The 17,902-nt window shown below is 40.4% G+C and carries 17 protein-coding genes and 1 pseudogene; 8 read left to right on the forward strand and 10 right to left on the reverse strand.

What is annotated here, in order from left to right; genetic code table 11:
* Positions 1-86: 86 nt before the first annotated feature.
* From ACJAZP_RS16590 to ACJAZP_RS16605, 4 genes are all read left to right on the forward strand, one after another.
* A complete protein-coding gene (locus tag ACJAZP_RS16590) occupies positions 87-245 on the forward strand; it encodes a hypothetical protein (protein WP_415231857.1) in 159 nt (52 codons plus the stop codon).
* A gap of 616 nt (positions 246-861) precedes the next feature.
* Entirely contained in the window at positions 862-1,821 is a 960-nt protein-coding gene (locus tag ACJAZP_RS16595) for a TRAP transporter substrate-binding protein (RefSeq protein WP_415231858.1), read from the forward strand.
* Between the two features lie 73 nt (positions 1,822-1,894).
* Positions 1,895-2,374, forward strand: a complete 480-nt coding sequence (locus ACJAZP_RS16600) for a TRAP transporter small permease (protein WP_415231859.1) — start codon at positions 1,895-1,897, stop codon at positions 2,372-2,374.
* Between the two features lie 29 nt (positions 2,375-2,403).
* Positions 2,404-3,711, forward strand: coding sequence for a TRAP transporter large permease (locus ACJAZP_RS16605; protein ID WP_415231860.1), 1,308 nt, complete (start codon positions 2,404-2,406; stop codon positions 3,709-3,711).
* 294 nt (positions 3,712-4,005) lie between these two features.
* Here the strand turns inward: ACJAZP_RS16605 and ACJAZP_RS16610 are convergent, their stop codons facing one another.
* From ACJAZP_RS16610 to ACJAZP_RS16645, 8 genes and pseudogenes are all read right to left on the reverse strand, one after another.
* Positions 4,006-4,374 carry a hypothetical protein gene (locus ACJAZP_RS16610; RefSeq protein WP_415231861.1) on the reverse strand — a complete coding sequence of 123 codons (369 nt, stop codon included), beginning with the start codon at positions 4,372-4,374 and terminating at the stop codon, positions 4,006-4,008.
* A gap of 252 nt (positions 4,375-4,626) precedes the next feature.
* A pseudogene (locus ACJAZP_RS16615) lies at positions 4,627-5,133 on the reverse strand (DUF1643 domain-containing protein).
* Positions 5,134-5,570: 437 nt separating this feature from the next.
* On the reverse strand, positions 5,571-6,314 hold the full coding sequence (locus ACJAZP_RS16620; RefSeq protein ID WP_415231862.1) for an ice-binding family protein: 744 nt from the start codon (positions 6,312-6,314) through the stop codon (positions 5,571-5,573).
* Positions 6,315-7,046: 732 nt separating this feature from the next.
* Positions 7,047-7,790, reverse strand: a complete 744-nt coding sequence (locus ACJAZP_RS16625; protein ID WP_415231863.1) for an ice-binding family protein — start codon at positions 7,788-7,790, stop codon at positions 7,047-7,049.
* A 92-nt stretch (positions 7,791-7,882) separates the two neighbouring features.
* Positions 7,883-9,232, reverse strand: a complete 1,350-nt coding sequence (locus tag ACJAZP_RS16630; protein ID WP_415231864.1) for an ice-binding family protein — start codon at positions 9,230-9,232, stop codon at positions 7,883-7,885.
* A gap of 1,010 nt (positions 9,233-10,242) precedes the next feature.
* Positions 10,243-10,716 (reverse strand): peroxiredoxin, encoded by a 474-nt coding sequence (locus ACJAZP_RS16635; protein WP_415231865.1) that lies wholly within the window; start codon positions 10,714-10,716, stop codon positions 10,243-10,245.
* A gap of 94 nt (positions 10,717-10,810) precedes the next feature.
* Positions 10,811-12,067 carry a sensor histidine kinase gene (locus tag ACJAZP_RS16640; RefSeq protein WP_415231866.1) on the reverse strand — a complete coding sequence of 419 codons (1,257 nt, stop codon included), beginning with the start codon at positions 12,065-12,067 and terminating at the stop codon, positions 10,811-10,813.
* Positions 12,067-12,744 (reverse strand): response regulator transcription factor, encoded by a 678-nt coding sequence (locus tag ACJAZP_RS16645; protein ID WP_415231867.1) that lies wholly within the window; start codon positions 12,742-12,744, stop codon positions 12,067-12,069. The genes ACJAZP_RS16640 and ACJAZP_RS16645 overlap by 1 nt, the downstream gene beginning before the upstream one ends.
* A 535-nt stretch (positions 12,745-13,279) precedes the next feature.
* On the opposite strand from ACJAZP_RS16645, the gene ACJAZP_RS16650 reads away from it, so the two are divergent.
* Positions 13,280-13,441 carry a hypothetical protein gene (locus ACJAZP_RS16650; protein ID WP_415231868.1) on the forward strand — a complete coding sequence of 54 codons (162 nt, stop codon included), beginning with the start codon at positions 13,280-13,282 and terminating at the stop codon, positions 13,439-13,441.
* 108 nt (positions 13,442-13,549) lie between these two features.
* Positions 13,550-15,142, forward strand: a complete 1,593-nt coding sequence (locus ACJAZP_RS16655) for an oleate hydratase (RefSeq protein WP_415231869.1) — start codon at positions 13,550-13,552, stop codon at positions 15,140-15,142.
* 390 nt (positions 15,143-15,532) lie between these two features.
* On the opposite strand, the gene ACJAZP_RS16660 is transcribed toward ACJAZP_RS16655, so the two are convergent.
* Positions 15,533-15,724: a DUF3185 family protein gene (locus ACJAZP_RS16660; protein ID WP_415231870.1), complete on the reverse strand. Its 192-nt coding sequence runs from the start codon at positions 15,722-15,724 to the stop codon at positions 15,533-15,535.
* A 554-nt stretch (positions 15,725-16,278) separates the two neighbouring features.
* Here ACJAZP_RS16660 and ACJAZP_RS16665 point away from each other — a divergent pair.
* Both ACJAZP_RS16665 and ACJAZP_RS16670 read left to right on the forward strand, forming a co-directional pair.
* Positions 16,279-16,719, forward strand: a complete 441-nt coding sequence (locus ACJAZP_RS16665; RefSeq protein WP_415231871.1) for an SRPBCC family protein — start codon at positions 16,279-16,281, stop codon at positions 16,717-16,719.
* Positions 16,720-16,896: 177 nt separating this feature from the next.
* The gene (locus ACJAZP_RS16670) at positions 16,897-16,995 is read left to right on the forward strand and encodes a putative quorum-sensing-regulated virulence factor (protein WP_415231872.1); all 99 of its coding nucleotides are present in this window, start codon (positions 16,897-16,899) and stop codon (positions 16,993-16,995) included.
* Between the two features lie 763 nt (positions 16,996-17,758).
* Here the strand turns inward: ACJAZP_RS16670 and rpmE are convergent.
* Positions 17,759-17,902: 50S ribosomal protein L31 (rpmE, locus tag ACJAZP_RS16675; protein WP_415231873.1), on the reverse strand; the 144-nt coding region annotated here is incomplete at its 5' end.

A 17,902-nucleotide genomic window follows, 5' to 3' on the forward strand; every position in this document is an offset into this window, starting at 1 on the left:
TGCTCAGTGAGCATAAACTACGGAAGCTGTTTCCGGACTGCTCCCCTCGCGCTATTCTAGCCATGGGTATCCCTTACAAGGTGAAGATGTTAATTGATGACAGTTTACTCGCCTGTGACACTGTTTATATTGAGTCAGGAGATCATCAAAACTTGCTTAAACTAACTCATCATGAATATAACAATTTAGTTGCCAGCATGTCGCACGGCAATATTCGCGGCATTAATGTTGGGGTCCTTATTTAAGAGAAAGCAAAAGTCATGATTGGTAAATATCAATGCATCCTTTTTCCCAATCAGTTAGAGTTATCCAAAATGCCTAATTCTGCTCTCTAATAGCATGTGTTTTAACCATCCAAGATTGACAGCGCATGCTTTTTTACTCCTATTTTCACAATCATCTTTTACTGTCTGCAGCCTTCCAATTAACTGACTAATCATTAGTCCGGCAATACTACTTTTACCTGAACCCATAAAGCAAAGAGCTCACATGTACTTAACTGAGAAAAGTGACTGCGATGAAAAAGCGTCTCAGCGATTACTGACATTTTTTATGACAATCGTTAACTTCATTTTGTTTCTTCCAAAGCCCTGCTCATAAGCACAACGAGAGAAAATAAAACCGTCCTGCTAGAGCGTTTGCTGCTGGATCTTTTGTTAAATCTGCGCTAAAAAAATAAAAAACACAGGGCAACAGATTAAAAACGATGGTGATGGAATTATTTTAGAATCGCTTGTTAAGAATATGTGACATCGGTCATAACCAATGGTTGTATTGTAGTATAATATTAATATGAACATTTATTAGCCAATATTATTTTTATTAATCGACTATAAAACAATACTAATTATGGGGAAATACATGAAAAAACGTTACTTACCTTTACTAATCGCATCACTGCTTGTGGGTTTTAATGCAAGTGCTAAACAATTAACTCTCGGTCATGCAATGTCATTAGAAAATGCAGCTCATAAAGGGATGGTTATTTTTGCGGATAAAGTAAAAGAAAAATCTGCAGGGGAATTAACCATTAAAATTTTCCCAAATGCCCAATTAGGCTCTGAAAGAGATCAAGCGGAACAAGTTGTTAATGGTGCAATTGATATGGCTAAAATCAATGGCGGTCTTGCGGAGTCATTCGAACCTACCTTTAAAGTTATCTCAATTCCTTATCTGTTTGACAGCACTGAACATATGCGCAAATTTATAAAAAGTGACGTTGCACAGGAGTTATTACAGTCAAGTAAAGGTAAAGGCTTTGTTGGTCTAACATTTTTTGATTCAGGCTCAAGAAGTTTCTACGGTAAAAAACCGTTTAAAACACCTGCAGATCTTGAAGGGTTAAAAATACGTGTACCAGAATCCCCCACTATGATGGAAATGATTAATCTGCTAGGCGCTAAAGCCACCCCGGTACCTTTTACTGAAGTTTATACCGCTCTACAACAAGGCGTTATTGATGCGGCTGAAAATAACGCTTCTAGCCTCGTTGAGATGCGTCATACGGAAGTTGCGAAATTCTATTCACTTGATCAACATACCATGGCACCAGATTTAATTATCATCTCAGAATCAACTTGGGCTTCATTAACAGACAAAGAAAAATCTGTAATGACAGCAGCAGCAGCAGAAGCACTTGATGAAGAGATAAAAATCTGGGATAAAATTGAGAATGCTAATCTTGAAAAAGCTAAAACATTAGGCGTGACACTGGTTGAAGTTGATAAAGCTAAATTTCAAGAAAAAGTTAAACCCATGCTAGATGCCGCGAAAAAAGATCCAAAACTAAGTTACTACGTAGAAAAAATACAGGCTATGTAATAAATCCAGTAATACAATGTTTGCTCTGACCAGCGTTGGCGCAAACATTTTCTGATTGTTATTAAGGAATTTTATGTACGTACGTTTAAAAAGTCTAAGAGCTAATTTAGACAATACAATTCTTACACTATGCGGGGCTGCATTGGTACTGTTAGTTATAACCGTAACTTGGCAAGTTTTCAGTCGCTACGTTTTAAATGACCCGAGTTCGTGGACCGATGAGTTATCTCGATACACTATGGTTTGGTTAGGTTTATTAGGTGCAAGTTATCTTTTTGGTATAAAAGCGCATCTAGCAATAACGTTATTGGCGCACAGCATTCCCCCCAAAATAAATCATGTTCTGCAAATTTTTATTAACATGGTTATTTTAACTTTTGTTATTTTAGCAATGTTTAGAGGTGGACTCACATTAGCAGGGCGCGCAATGACCCAATTGACTCCTGCATTACAAATACCAATGGGTTACGTCTATTATATATTACCTATATCAGCGGTGATCATTACTATTTATATAATACTCAACGTATTAGATTCATTTTTCGAAGAATAAATCCCTAAAAAATTTAAAGGAATATAAGTATGGATATCTCTGTTGGCTTCTGGCTATTGTGCCTATTTATAGGAATGATTGCATTAAGCATCCCTATCGCGATAGCAATCGCAATGTCATCGCTGGTGATTATGTTTACAATTATGCCATTTGATGTTGCTGCTACAACAGCGGCTCAAAAAATGGTTACTGGGATTGACAGCTTTAGTTTACTCGCTATCCCATTTTTCATTTTAGCAGGCAATATAATGAATCACGGTGGTATTGCCACACGTCTCGTTAATTTCGCAAAATTAATTGTTGGCCGCCTACCAGGCTCATTAGCGCAAGTAAATATTTTATCTAATATGATGTTTGGTGCGGTTTCCGGCTCTGCTGTTGCTGCTGCCGCGGCTGTTGGTAAAACACTTGGCCCACAAATAAAAGAAGAAGGCTATGATATAAATTTTTCAACAGCGGTTAACGCGGCCTCTTGTCCCGCTGGTTTATTAATTCCACCAAGTAATTCATTGATTGTATTTTCCGTTGTTAGTGGTGGCACATCGATTGCGGCTTTGTTTATCGCGGGTTACGTTCCGGGTATTCTGATGGGATTAAGCTGTATGGTTGTTGCGCACTTTATCGCGAAAAAGAAAGGTTATGGAAAAGCGGCATTAGAAAGAAAAACACTTAAAGAAGTCATCAAGATCATTTGGCAAGCAGCACCTAGCCTGGGGCTAATTGTTGTCGTTATTGGTGGTATTATTGGTGGTGTATTTACTGCAACGGAAGGTGCATGTATTGCGGTTCTTTATTCCTTCTTTTTGTCACTCGCTTATCGTTCATTATCATTACGTGATTTAAGAGTTATCTCTGTCGAAAGCACAGTGATCACCGGTATTATGCTATTCCTTATTGGTGCTTCAACCATTATGTCATGGGCAATGGCTTTTACCGGATTACCTACTTTGATCAGTGACTGGATGTTATCTATCTCAGACAACCCAATTATCATACTTATTATGATGAACGTTATTTTATTGATTGTTGGTATGTTTATGGACTTAACGCCCGCGTTATTGATATTTACACCGATCTTTATGCCGATTGCGACACATCTAGGTATGCATCCTATTCATTTTGCCATGATGATAATTTTTAACCTTTGTATTGGTATTGCAACACCGCCAGTAGGAACCGCATTATTTGTAGGGTGTAGTGTCAGTGGTGCGAAAATAGAGGGGGTTATAAAAGCGATATTGCCATTCTGTGCTGTATTAATTGCGACCTTATTACTGATTACTTTTATTCCGGAAATTAGTCTGTTCTTACCGAGATTTTTCGGACTGATTAACTAATTAAGCAAAGCTTTATCTTCTTAGAAAATGGCCGTCATTTGCCTTCTAAGAAGATAACCCCTCGGCTGTATAATAAGGTTAGGCATTTAATTTACCTGTTTTTTTCTACTTATTAACAATCTTTTAAGCACATTACAAATCCAGAAAACGCCTTCCAAAAAAACTCTAATTAATTGATTTAAGATATAAAGAAAGCCAAGATATCAATATCTGCAATACTAGCAAAATCTGTAAAAGAAACGGTGACTGATAAAAAAGCGAATACCAATCAGCAAAAAAATCACCAGGACTATTTTATTTTTCATTCGCTATGGTATCAAAACCTTTACCCAATACAGCTGAATAATCCTGTACGGAAAAGGGCTCCAGCTTGATACCTATACTACCGATACGAACCCATATTTTAACAATCTGAAATGTTTCTCCCTCTTTATCGGCGACAGTTTCTACGTTTTCAGCAATGACAATATCTTCTCTTTTAAATTCAAGTAAAGCGCCATTGCTTGCCAGAGGATTCAGGCGCAAAAAAATTTTATTGGGCTCGGATACACTTTGTTTAGCTTGGCCAACGTAGGGTACCGCTTCCTTGAACAAACGATTTCTGTTTGAATACTTTTCAAGTGCGCGCGCGCTGGTAATCACTTCAATAATATTGGATATCATAATAATCCTCATTTTTTGGTATTCAAAAAAAATTTATAAAGATAATTCATTGACTGGCTTTGTTAAATGATAGTGCCTGATCAAACATTAATGATTACTTTAATAAAAAAAAAGTATAACCACCGGCGGTAGCGTCATAAAAATATAAATTGTTAAAAAAACCATGTTATTTGACTGATTTTATTCTAATAAATGACGGCTTTTAACAGCTAATTTTCACTCAAAGTGTTTATTGCGGTCCTGCTTTGCAGGTTAAATACGCATGGGTCGAAGATAATCTTTCGGTTTAATTCTGCTGGCATGCAGGAATCCTCGGCCTTTGTTCTTTTTTATACAATAAAGCAGCTTGTCACTCAATAATGATAATACCTCTTGTGCTCTGCTTTTGTGGCCATTTACTAAGGCAAGAAGCAGATGCTTAACCTTGCTTGAAATGTAGCGAATAGTTTGATTGTTTTTAGAACTTTCTGGATCGCTCTGAGACTTCATCTGAGTCGAATCTGTTGCCAGATAAGCAAACAGATTGACGATATCCCCCACCTCACCCTACCCCCACTGCACAGCAAGATTAGTAAAGTTGCTCAGGGTAAGGTCGTACATAAGTAATGTTGCTTTGGAAGGATTAATGCACACTAAAGCCCCGATCTCTTTGCTCTCCTCCCACACACGGCTCAACCAGTAACGATAGTGGCCGCATTCGGATAAGCAGGCTTCAGCTTTGATGGTATGACTATCGATTGCATCCATTGGCTTTTCCATTTAATGCTACAGCAGACCCAGATAACTTACTGTGGATGCTTCCCCAGCAAACCAGTCGGTTATTAAATACTTAACAATCATAGAAATTATAGTAGGTAATAAAATTAATTATAAAGATAACCCGCAACAATGCCTTGAAAGGATGATATTTGAGTGGCGAGATAAATACGGGGTCAGGAGCATCAAGATAAACAGTAAAAGAACAGTGATACCGGCAGCCTCGGCTAACTCAGTAAATTTCATGATAGAGCCAAAAATATTTAGGAAATGGCCAGCAAGAATATCGTATATTAGAAAGTGATCACGCAGAAAGGCTGATATGGGTTTATCTGCTGCAATGGCTCAGCAGAGCAAAAAAAGGATCACAGATTTAAATCGGTGATCCTTTTGAACTTCTCTATGTAGCTAAATATTAAAGCAAGCTAAATAATACTCTCTTACTCAGCCGGTTCAGTAATTGCATTTTTCTGCAGAGTAACAGCTGTCTGGGCTAACAATCTGCCGTTGACAGAGGTACCGGTATTCACTGCAATCAGCTTTTTACTCAGAACAACACCTTCAAAATGGGCGTTGGTTCCAAGCGTAACAGAATCAGCAACCTGCCAGAAAATGTTCTTAGCTAAGGCGCCACCCGCTAAGGTGACTCGCGCAGCATTCGCTTCAATTAGGTTACCTGACACCTGCATGATCCAAACATCCGACGGCCCGCCGGAAAGAGTGACATCAGTTGTAATACTCACATCCGTAGACCATTTGTAAAGACCGGGCGCCATGGTTAATCCGCCAATTTCACCCGCACCAAGTTCAATAAAATCCGGTGTAGTTCGCCCGGCAGCGTCATTGTATGCAAATCCCATATCACCGACAGCTGAATTTAGAAGACCCGATGCAGTTGTTGAGCAGGGTAAAGGACCATTCGCATCGACAGTGTATATATTGCCCGTCACTTCGCCGCAGGTAAGCAGCAGCGCAGCACCGGTGATAGGACTTGTACCAACATCCCCAACAATTGCAGAACGGTAAATATCCGTAATACCAGATTGACTTAATACGGCAAAACTGCCCGCACTGCCAAGGTATACCTCAGTTGGGCCATCGCCAGCGACGGCATTACCCATCAGTAACCCGCTGATAAGTAAAGATTGTAATATTTTTTTCGAATGGTTTTTAGCTATGTTCATTAATATTCCCCTCCATGAGAAATTTTTAGGTTGTAAAATAATAAAGCAGTTCGCTTTAATCCAGTCTTTTCTTGAAAATGCAAAAGACTGGATTAAAAAGCACAGGTTTATTCAGGTTACGAAAAGAGAATATATCGAAAGTTTGCCGTCTAGTACTTGGTCTCAGAGGGGGCGAACTGCAATAACCATACATATAAAATGGTCTGATTGTTGAGTTATTTTACCCGTGCCGGCCGGATAAACTGGATTGATCTGCGCCTGTTCGCATGTTTATTTGCGGTTTTATTGATAAGTTTTATTAATGTTTATTTTGATTTCAATAGAGACAACCAATTGTACAAAGTCATTCGGAGTAGGGTTCCAGCGAAAGAAGACGGAGAGTCTTATGCGATCCATATCGAACCTGACAAAGCAGTTCACTTGCCCGTATTATTGATAAAAAGTTCCTCGCTTAAGCAGATAAAAAAACAGTGAAATAAAAAATGGGAAAGCTTGATTTACTGCCATTAGCGGCATTTTCCAAGATGGTTGTTATCTGTTAGGCGGTTATAGATAGCCAATAATATTTGTTAAAAAGTCAGTGCTTTTTTAAAGTGCACAGCAATGAGAGAGAATAAATTGCGGGCGTTGGACCTTTGCGCAACGCCTTGCTCGAAAAAAAAGGGCTCAGACCTAAATCTGTAACCCTTTTGAACTTCTCTGTGTAGCTAAATAAGAAAGCAAGCTATATGCTTACTCAGCGGGCTCCGTAATTGCGTTCTTCTGTAGCGTAACCGCTTTCTGTGCCAACAATCTACCGTTTACCGAGGTTCCGGTGTTCACTGCAATCAGCTTTTTACTCAGAACAACACCTTCAAAATGGGCATTGGTTCCAAGCGTAACAGAATCGGCAACCTGCCAGAAAATGTTCTTAGCTAAGGCGCCACCCGCTAAGGTGACTCGCGCAGCATCCGCTTCGGTTAAGTTACCTGACACCTGTAAGATCCAAACATCCGTCGGTCCGCCGGAAAGCGTCACATCGGTTGTAATACTCACATCCGTAGACCATTTATAAAGACCGGGCGCCATGGTTAATCCGCCAATTTCACCCGCACCAAGCTCACTAAAATCCGGTGTAGTTCGTCCGGCAGCGTCATTGTATGCAAATCCCATATCACCGACAGCTGAATTGAGTAGACCCGATGCAGTTGTTGAGCAGGGTAAAGGACCATTCGCATCGACAGTGTATATATTACCCGTCACTTCGCCGCAGGTAAGCAGCAGTGCAGCACCTGTGATAGGACTTGTACCAACATCCCCGACAATTGCAGAACGGTAAATATCCGTAATACCAGATTGACTTAGCACGGCAAAACTGTCCGCACTGCCAAGGTATACCGCAGACGGTCCATCGCCAGCGACGGCATTACCCATCAGTAAACCGCTGATAAGTAAAGATTGTAATATTTTTTTAGAATGGTTTTTAGCGTTGTTCATTAATTTTCTCTCCCTGAGAAATTTTTAGGCTGTAAAATAATAAAGCCCTGCCTTTTGCGTAAAAGACAGGGCTTGAAAAGCGCATTTAAAGTTTATTCAGCCGGTTGCGTAACCTTATTCTGATCTAATGTAACTGCGGTTTGTGATAACAGTCGGCCGTTAACCGCTGCGTTTGTCTCAACCGCAATAAGTGTTTTGGCCAGTACGATACCCGCGAAATCGGCTCCTGGGTGCAGAGTCACTTTGCCGGCGACTTGCCAGAAGACGTTCTTCGCTAACGCGCCGTCCTTTAAAAAGACGTGGGTATTTTTCGCCTGAATGACATTATTTGATATTTGGAAGATCCAAACGTCATTTTTACCGCCCGAAAGGGTAACATCAGTAGTGATGTTGACATCAGAGCCCCATCTATAAAGGCCGGGATCAATAGTTGTTCCGCCAATTAAACCACTTTTAAAATCAGTATCATCAGGATTTTTTCTATCTTTTGCATCTGTATAAGCAGTGCCCATATCGAGTACTGCAGAAGCTGCTTTACCACTCGTAGTATAACAAGGAGTTGTCATACCTGCATCGTCACCGTAGATGGTGCCGGTTATTTCTGAACACCAAATATCACTCATCGATGTAGCTGAGATTCCGCTGGCACCGATATCACCTGTGATATCAGATGCATGCGAATCAGTATTGGTAATACCCGTTTTACTAAGAATAGCAAAATCGCCTGCAGTTCCAATATTGACAGGAAGAGGTCCTAGAGCAAGCGTTGAGCCTGTCTTGAAGGTCCACGTCTTAGTTGCCAGTGCAAGATCCGCAAGGTCATTAATATCCGTTGTCAGCGTGGCAGTATAGATTGTATCTTTAGTTAGATTGTTAGTAGAAGTAAAGGTTGCCACCTTATTACTGTATCTGACAACACCTGAAACTTTCGATCCCCCGTCGCTCAGGGTAAAGGTAGATTTATTAACCGTAGCAGGGTCAAGCGCTTCACTGAAGTTAGCAGAGACGGGGCGATTAAGTACAACGTGAGTAGCTGTATCAGCCGGGGTAGTCGAGTCTACGCTGGGGGCAACAGCATCTACTGCCGCGCCGCTGGTAAACTGCCAGACTTTATTTTCTGTCAGTGCGTCGGCGCCTGGTGCTGCTAGGTTTTTTATATCAGTGGTCAAGGTCACAGTGTAGACTGTATCGGCTGTGAAACCTGGTTCTGCTGGCGTAAAGCTTGCGGTATGGGATGCATCATCAACATTGAAGTCACCGCTCAGCACGACTCCATCAGCATCTTTTACTACGCTAAAGCTTTTTTCAGTAAGGGTTGAAAGAACCACCGCTTCACTAAAAGTCGCGATCACTTTATGGTTAAGGGCCACTTCCTGAATCACTCCGGGTTCTGAGCTGGTGTCATTGCTGCTATTACAGCCAGTCACAAGGACGGTAAGCATGATCGCGCTTATCCATAAAATTCGTTTTATATAGTTTGTGTTGCTGTGCAAATAATTTCTCCAATAAGAATTTTTGTTGCTAACCGATATCGATAATTAAAGGGCAAAGGTCATGTTTATTGCCTAAAAGTACGCTCATCTATTCACGCCACACTGTGCAATATTTCTTTTATTTTCAAGGTAATTGCGTGAAAAGAATATATTGAAAGTTTGTCGTCTAATACTGGGCCTCAGACGGGAGGTACTGCAATAACCATACATAAAAAATGGTCTGATTGTTGAGGTTTTTTGCCCGTTCCGGCAGGATTAGCGGGATTTAGCTGCGCTGATCTGCACGCGGATTTGCGCTTTTGTTGATAAGTTTTATTGACATTTACTTTAATTTCAATAGAGATAACCAATCATGCAAAAACCCTCCAGAGTAGGGTTGCAGAGAAAAAAAGCGGAGAGTCTCATGCGCTGCATATCGATCCTGACAAAGCCGTTCACTTGCCCGTAATATTGATAAAAAATTCCACGCTTAAACAGATAAAAAAAACAGTGAAATAAAAAATGGGAAAGCTTAAATTACTGCCATTAGCGGCATTTTCAAGAAAAATGTCAACAATCTGCAGGTTAGAGATAGGCGATAATATTGCTAATAAAGTCAGTGTCTTTTGCGTTTAGCAGGCAGTATAAAGCTGCTATATTGACCCTAACAGTCACCCAATAAAGGGTTTTTAATTACTCTTTTTTTGAAATTCCATGTGGATAAAAAATGCATATGATTGCGTATTGCGGCTTTCCCGCTATAAAAAAATTTAGATACGGTTGAATTAAATAAGGGGTTGGTAGTTGGTAATAGGGATAAGGGGTTGATAATAGGGATATGCGCTAGCAAACATAAATCTGCAGGGGATTTATTGGCAGGAGCGCGGATAAGGGTTGGCAGCTCGTTGAGCTGCATTTATACCAAATCCATTAAATTCATGCCCATTTAATTAGTGGAATTGGTATTATATCTAAAACCGTTACAGCGCTTTGAGCATTTCTTCCGCTTTGCTGACGACAAACTCTTTTGGCGCTTCGACATTAAGCTGCGTCACCACACCATCATCAATGAGCATCGCATAACGTTGGGAGCGCACACCGCCGAAACCGGCTGTATCCATTTCCAGTCCGAGGCTCTTGGTAAAACTTGCATCCCCATCCCCTAACATCATCAATTCAGAGGCGTTGTGTGCTTCGCCCCATGCCTTCATAACAAAAGCATCGTTCACGGATACACAAGCGATAAGATCCACCTTTTTGGCTTTAAACTGATCCGCCAATACCACGTATCCCGGTAAATGAGATTCAGAGCAGGTTGGTGTAAACGCGCCCGGCACGGCAAATAGCAATACTTTTTTACCCGCAAAAAGATCCGTTACCTGATGATTTTTCATGCCATCCGGCGTTAATTGACTCAATAATGCAGGCGCTAATTTTTGACCTTGTTCAATCATTTTATTTTCCTTAAATATGAGAATGTTTTAATAGTCTATCCCTAAACGCGGTGGGCAAACAGGGACAAAAAACAGGGGTATTAGCGGTCTTTTACTAAAACCGAATCTGTGCTTTATAAAAAGCAGAGTCCTGCTCTGAACTATAATCCCAGCCATAACGAACAGCCAGTTTTTTGCTTAAACGCAGCCCCAATCCAAAACCTAACTCAGAACAAGCAGGCGCTTTTTCTTCGCAGCTATTAGTAATAATTATATTATTCTTTTCTTGATAAATAACCACCTTGCCCTCGAGTGTATGCTGAAAAGCATTACGAATAAGGTTTGCCAGCACAATTCGACATGGAATTTCAGCAAGTTGCACCGTATAAGGTGCGGTTTTAACCTCTAACTGAACGGCTTTACCATTAAGAAGATAACCGAGCTCGGCAGTCAAGGTTTCAATTAACAGCTGCAGATCCAGTCTTTCACTCTCCACCAAGACAGGTTCTTCCCGGCTTAACCATAACAGTGTATTGGTAAGATTGGTCATCGATTTTCCGGCTCTATCTATCCGCGCTACGACATTGCTCTGTTTGGCTGTGCCGCCCTCTTTTTGATGCAGCTTGTTTAACAGCTCGGTATTGGCCCTGATCACCGCGATAGGCGTTCTTAATTCATGGCTGGCATGGGCAAGAAACTGCTGCTCCCGCACCAGGCTTTCCTGCACCGAGCCAAGGCTGGTTTTAACAATCTCGGCAAGCGCATTAAGCTCACTATATTGAAAATCGGGTATAGGCTGCTTTAATTTTTCTTCGTCTAACGCCTTCGCCCAATTTTTTAATGATTTAACGGGACGCGCGACTTTGCCGATAATAAAAAGCAGCGCGGATAAAAACAGCGTGATCGCGCAGATTGCAAAAACAGCAATCCAGATAATATGAGGAATAGGCCTATCTATAGGGCTTATAGCGATTTGGGGATCAAATATTTTCGATATATAACGAATTTCCCCTGTTTTAGTTATCGCTTTCATCGCAAAAATAGCTTCTTCGGGAGGGTGTATTAAATTGCCGCCTCGTAAACGTTTCTGTAACGCATACTCTTTGCTTAACTGACTATCTGTAAAAACCGCCTGGACGCGTAAAGGCAAATCTTTCCAGCGGCTGGCAATATCAAAGCCGATAATAGTCACCGGCTGCCCGTCCTTAACCTCCTCTATATTAACAACTTCGCGCATCGACTGTCTTACTCCCCGATCTAGCCCCTGCTCAAAATAGTTAAGCGTTAATGCGGAGAAAAAAACGGTCAATACCGCGACCAGTATTAACATAGTGGCGATAAAATAGATTTTAAGACTCGGCCTGATGTTCATTAGCGCGCCCGCTCATCTGCAATAGAAAAACCGAAACCACTAATGGTATGCAGCACTATTTTATCCCCGGCCAAATCCAGCTGCTTTCTTAAATTAAAGATATGTACCTTCAGCGCGTTGCTTTCCGGCTGCTCATCCCCCCAAATAGCTTGGGTGATTGTGCTTCGGGATACCGGTTTAGGGCTCTCTCTTAACAACAGTTCCAATATTTTTAATGCGATTGGTGTCAATTTTAATTCGCGCGTGTTTCTGAATGCTTTTTTCATTTTTAAATCCAGCTCAATATCGACTGCTTTTAATAATGTCACCTGACCGCTGCGCCGCCTCGCCAGTGCCTGAACACGGACAATCAGTTCGGCCATCGCAAAGGGCTTAAGCAGATAGTCATCGGCGCCTTTAGCAAAACCCGCCAACTTGTCCTTTAAACTATCCATGGCTGTTAACATTAAGACAGGGGTATCGTTGCCCTGCGCGCGCATCAACTCACAGACAGTTAATCCGTGCATTTTGGGCAAATTAAGATCCAGAATAATAGCCTGATAATTGTTTTTTTCAATAAGATTTAGGCCGAGCACACCGTTTGCCGCGTGGTCGCAGGCAATATCTTCAAGCTCCAGATAATCAATAACAGCAGCAGCCAGATCGCTATCATCTTCGACCAGCAGTAAATTTAGCATTCTCGTAGCAATTCCTTTTTGTCTCTAAATTCATTTATCAACTTAACACAGATAAAGTTCATGCCAGTCTACCAGCAGCTAAAATGGGATAAGAACAGGCATAAATAAGGTGGGACAAGTATTCCATAACTCAAAGCGTTATTATTTTTAACTACTTGCATTAACGCTAATATACCATGCCCTTTCCCTTATTTGATATCTGCATAGAATAGATGATGAGAGGTTAAGGCGGGGTTAATGCTACATTTTTTAGCTAAAAATTAATTAACAACCACAAAAGTGCGCAGCTTTATAGCGGTTTTGTATTGCTAAATTAAGCAATACTTGTGCATTTCAATTATGTAAGCCGTGATTTAACGTTGACTTTTGATTAATTTAAACTAGTTTTTAATTTATCTTGGCGACTTGATTCTGCGTTGTTTTATCACATCAAGCTTATATTTTCAGACAGCCTGTTTTTATGAGGGTGAAGCAATCCTTGGCCTCTTTAGATAAAATTCACAGGAGATGTAGGTGTGTACCTTGGATGTTCAAGATGGCAAATCAGATAAAAGTACCTGGGCCGAAGGTGGCGGCTAATATTCGGAGTGTCGGATTGTTCTTTCTGCATCAATCTGCTTTGTATTTTATTGTCAGTTTATTAGCAGGCTTAGGACTTGGTTTACTGATAACAACAATACTTTCTAAAATCAAATAGACAATTACTTTCGCCTAAACATCGTCTCTCTTATGACGAAGATCTACTCAACTAATTTCCCCGGCGACAATAATAGATGAGCTTCGCGCTGGGTTAAACGGAGTCCGTATGCACAGTAAAAAAAATCAACATCCGCAAGATGCAAAAGTGTATTTAATTGGCAGTGGCATTTCTGCTCTGGCAAGTGCCGTTTATTTAGAAAAAGATGCCAAAGTCCCCGGGGAAAATATTCATATTTTTGAAAAAGACAAAATCCCCGGAGGCGCCTGTGATGGAGCAGGAAATAAAGATCAGGGTTTTATTATCCGAGGGGGAAGAATGCATGAAATGCATTATGAATGTTATTGGGAACTGCTTTCGCTGATCCCTTCATTAGACGATCCGAACGTCTCCGTGCGCGATGAATCCTATGAATTTAATGAACGATTTGTTTCAAATGCCCAGGCAAGGCTTTTAAAGGAGGGTAAAAAATTAGACGTCTCATCCTATGGTTTATCACTCAGTCAGCAGGCCGCTTTTTTAAAACTGACCTTCGTGTCAGAAAGATCTTTGAAAAATAAACGCATCCAAGATTGGTTTGAGCCAAGTTTCTTTGACACTAAATTTTGGCTGATATGGACCTCAATGTTTGCCTTCCAAAAATGGAGCAGCCTTGCCGAAATGCGCCGCTATATGAAACGTTTTATTCATCTTGTTGACGGCCTTCACCGCTTAGGCGGAATAATGCGCACCAAGTACAATCAATATGATTCCGTTATCAAACCCATGCGCAGATATCTCCAAGAAAAAGGGGTTAAATTCAGTATAGAGAAGGAAGTGGTTGATATTGATTTTGACTTTTCACAGGGAAAGAAAACAGCCACCGCACTGCACTTCAAAGATAACAGTCAAATACAACTGGGAAAACATGATGTTGTGTTTTTTACCAATGGTTCAATAACCGATAGCACAGACAGTGGAACCTGGAATACCCCGGCTCAACTAAAAGGTGTTGCGGAATCTGGCTCATGGAAGCTTTGGAAAAAGATTGCTGCAAAGGATCTGGCTTTTGGAAATCCGGCTCCCTTTTGTGACAATATTGATTTACAAAAATGGTATTCCTTTACCGCCACCATCAAGGGCAGCACATTTCACGATTATATGGAAAATTTTTCCGGTAATGTTGACGGGACCGGTGGTTTAGTGACGCTGACCGATTCAAATTGGTTGATGTCAATTGTTATTGCGCGTCAACCTCACTTCCCCAATCAACCCAATGACGTTAAAATTTTCTGGGGTTATGGTTTATATGCCGATAAAAAAGGAAATTATATCGATAAAACAATGGCTGAATGCAGCGGCGCTGAAATGCTGCAGGAACTGTATTACCATTTGAAAATACAGGAGTTAATGAAACCGCTCAGCGATGCGGGCAAAGTTAATTGTATTCCCGTTGCCATGCCTTTTGTTGATAGTGTGTTTATGCCCCGTGAATTTGGTGACCGGCCAAATATCATCCCCAAGGGCTCGACTAACTTTGCCTTCATAGGGCAATTTGCAGAAGCTCCAAAAGATTGTGTGTTTACTGTTGAATATTCGGTTAGAACCGCGCAGATGGCAGTTTATGGCATGTTTGACACAGACAAAGAAGTACATCCAATGTACGATTCTGCGCATAATCCAAAATATTTAATAGCCGCCGTAATGGCGATCAGCAGATAAGATAAAGATGCAAAAAATGATAATCGCGACGATTAATATTCCCAATTATTCATTATAATGAGGCATACAACATGCCTCCGTTACACCGCGATAAAATGGTAGAGGTTTGCACTGCAAAGATTTGAGAACGGTTTATACCAAATTTATTAAATTTATGCCCATTTATGCTTGTTAAAACATATGCTAGCTAGACATAAAACTACGTTTTAGTCTTAGTTATTAATTTGATTCATAACATCCTGTTATTCCCCACTTCGTGGCCAGCTAAAGCTGTTCAAAATCGTTCCCTACGATTTTGTATAATTAGAATAACTAGTTACTGCAATCAATGCCTCGCTTTCATGCGTTTTTCCGGCGCCTAAATAGATCATCTAATTAGTGGACTTGGTATTACTTTACCTTTGTGATTCCCACTAAAATACAAATAACACCACCCACCATACCTGCCCAAGCTTCAACAGGAGTCTCACCGCTTAATGCACGACTGACTTGAGAGCTAGCTGCATCATAAATATTGTAGCCCCACATCACTAAAGCCGCGCCGACTACGATAAGTATGATCCCGATAATTTTATTATTCATTTTGACTCCAAATATTTACAGCTGTAGGGCAGAATTAACCCGATGCTTATGAAAACACATAACAGTGTTTTATACCACAAGGTTAAAATTCCGCACAATAAACACAAAAAAAAGCGTCAACAGGCACCTTCTTATATTCATTTTAACAGGAGAAATAAACCGATAGGGTTTATCTTTTACCCAAAGCGCCAAAACGATTTTGCCTATCTACCGGGCTGAGAGCTTCGATAGAACCGCCAGTATCAACAATACAGTGACCAGTTTGATTAGTTTGGGTTTGATCTGACCGTTTTAAAGCAGGATAACATTAGATCTGACATCGCCCCTAAGATTTATCATTTACGGGGAAAAGCGAGCATGGAGTTTTTATTAGCTGAGTCGCTTTGACGATAGAGCACCTGAGAAAATTATTGATAATAATGATTTTAGAATCAGACAGAGTACCTGCTTTTGTGCTCGTTCTGGTCTATTCTTTAATAATAAAAAATTTAAATGTGTATCAGTAAGAATGCAGACTAATACACGTTAGGTGTAAAAACATCTGGGAAAAAACTATGAATGAAATAACGCATCGAATCGGAATTAAGTCATCTCCTGAAAAAATCTACGAATTATTGACCACAGACGACGGTCTTTCCCAGTGGTGGACAAACGATGTATCTGGAGCCGCTGATGTAGGTTCTATAATCAAGTTTCGCTTTAATGGGGGAGGCCCTGACTTTAAGGTAACAGAGCTTATTCCAAATAAGCTTGTACATTGGAAGCACTCGGGCAATGTACCGGAAGCATGGATGGGAACAGAAATATTAATAAAATTAAACAATGAGGGTGAGCAAACGTTTGTACGGTTTACCCATTTAAACTGGAAAGAGCCTACAGACTTTATGGCACATTGCAGTATGAAGTGGGCAGTATTTATGCTAAGTCTCAAAGATTTTGCTGAAACAGGGAAAGGCAAACCATTTCCAGATGATATTCAGATAGATCATTCATAGATAGACGAAAACACCTAACAAACAAGCCAGTGTCTGCTTATTTATAGTAAATTAGCAAGGATATTTTTACACGCTAAAAGCTTTACACCGGTATTCAAATCCCTCTATTAGCATTGCAAACAACCAGGCTTTCCTAGCGCATCAAAATGAAATACCAGACTCCATGCCCGTCCTAGCTTGCCTGAAGGAAAACTTAATGAACAACTCGCGCTGGTCTACGAACTAAAGTTAAATGAGTTAGAAAAAATGCTCGCCCCTCTCAATACCGAAAAATAAACACAAAAAAAGGTGCCAACAGGCACCTTTTTATATTCATTTTAACAGGAGAAATAAACCGATAGGGTTTATTTTTCACCCAAAGCGCCAAAACGATTTTTGCTTATTTTGCTTATTTTGCCGAGAGCTTCGATAGAACCGCCAGTATCAACAACCAGTTCGGTATACCATAAGCTTTAACTTCTAAATAATAAACACAAAAAAGGCGCCAATAGGCACCTTCTTATATTCATTTTAACAAACCGATAGGGTTTATTTTTTACCCAAAGCGCCAAAACGATTTTTGCTTATTTTGCCGAGAGCTTCGATACGACCGCCAGTATCAACAACCACTAAATCAAAGACACAAAAAAAGGTGCCAACAGGCACCTTCTTAATTTCATTTTAACAGGGAAAATAAACCGATAGGGTTTATTTTTTACCCAAAGCGCCAAAACTATTTTTGCTTATTTTGCCGAGAGCTTCGATACGACCGCCAGTATCAACAACCAGTTCGGTATACCATAAGCTTTAACTTCTAAATAATAAACACAAAAAAAGGCGCCAATAGGCACCTTCTTATATTCATTTTAACAAACCGATAGGGTTTATCTTTTACCCAAAGCACCAAAACTATTTTTGCTTATTTTGCCGAGAGCTTCGATACGACCACCAGTATCAACAACCAGTTCGGTATACCATAAGCTTTAACTTCTAAATAATAAACACAAAAAAAGGCGCCAATAGGCACCTTCTTATATTCATTTTAACAAACCGATAGGGTTTATTTTTTACCCAAAGCGCCAAAACGATTTTTGAATTTTTCGATACGACCGCCAGTATCAACAACACGTTGAGTACCAGTGTAGAACGGGTGACATGCGCCACAGATATCTAGTGTTAAATTTTTGCCAGCTGTTGAGCCAAC

The organism is Psychromonas sp., assembly GCF_047632955.1.
Classification (GTDB): Bacteria; Pseudomonadota; Gammaproteobacteria; order Enterobacterales; family Psychromonadaceae; genus Psychromonas.

Coding starts and splice junctions, on each gene's coding strand:
- ACJAZP_RS16590 (WP_415231857.1), top strand. CDS start 87: ATGTTAATTGATGACAGTTTACTCGCCTGTGACACTGTTTATATTGAG.
- ACJAZP_RS16595 (WP_415231858.1), top strand. CDS start 862: ATGAAAAAACGTTACTTACCTTTACTAATCGCATCACTGCTTGTGGGT.
- ACJAZP_RS16600 (WP_415231859.1), top strand. CDS start 1,895: ATGTACGTACGTTTAAAAAGTCTAAGAGCTAATTTAGACAATACAATT.
- ACJAZP_RS16605 (WP_415231860.1), top strand. CDS start 2,404: ATGGATATCTCTGTTGGCTTCTGGCTATTGTGCCTATTTATAGGAATG.
- ACJAZP_RS16610 (WP_415231861.1), bottom strand. CDS start 4,374: ATGATATCCAATATTATTGAAGTGATTACCAGCGCGCGCGCACTTGAA.
- ACJAZP_RS16620 (WP_415231862.1), bottom strand. CDS start 6,314: ATGAACATAGCTAAAAACCATTCGAAAAAAATATTACAATCTTTACTT.
- ACJAZP_RS16625 (WP_415231863.1), bottom strand. CDS start 7,790: ATGAACAACGCTAAAAACCATTCTAAAAAAATATTACAATCTTTACTT.
- ACJAZP_RS16630 (WP_415231864.1), bottom strand. CDS start 9,232: ATGCTTACCGTCCTTGTGACTGGCTGTAATAGCAGCAATGACACCAGC.
- ACJAZP_RS16635 (WP_415231865.1), bottom strand. CDS start 10,716: ATGATTGAACAAGGTCAAAAATTAGCGCCTGCATTATTGAGTCAATTA.
- ACJAZP_RS16640 (WP_415231866.1), bottom strand. CDS start 12,067: ATGAACATCAGGCCGAGTCTTAAAATCTATTTTATCGCCACTATGTTA.
- ACJAZP_RS16645 (WP_415231867.1), bottom strand. CDS start 12,744: ATGCTAAATTTACTGCTGGTCGAAGATGATAGCGATCTGGCTGCTGCT.
- ACJAZP_RS16650 (WP_415231868.1), top strand. CDS start 13,280: ATGGCAAATCAGATAAAAGTACCTGGGCCGAAGGTGGCGGCTAATATT.
- ACJAZP_RS16655 (WP_415231869.1), top strand. CDS start 13,550: ATGCACAGTAAAAAAAATCAACATCCGCAAGATGCAAAAGTGTATTTA.
- ACJAZP_RS16660 (WP_415231870.1), bottom strand. CDS start 15,724: ATGAATAATAAAATTATCGGGATCATACTTATCGTAGTCGGCGCGGCT.
- ACJAZP_RS16665 (WP_415231871.1), top strand. CDS start 16,279: ATGAATGAAATAACGCATCGAATCGGAATTAAGTCATCTCCTGAAAAA.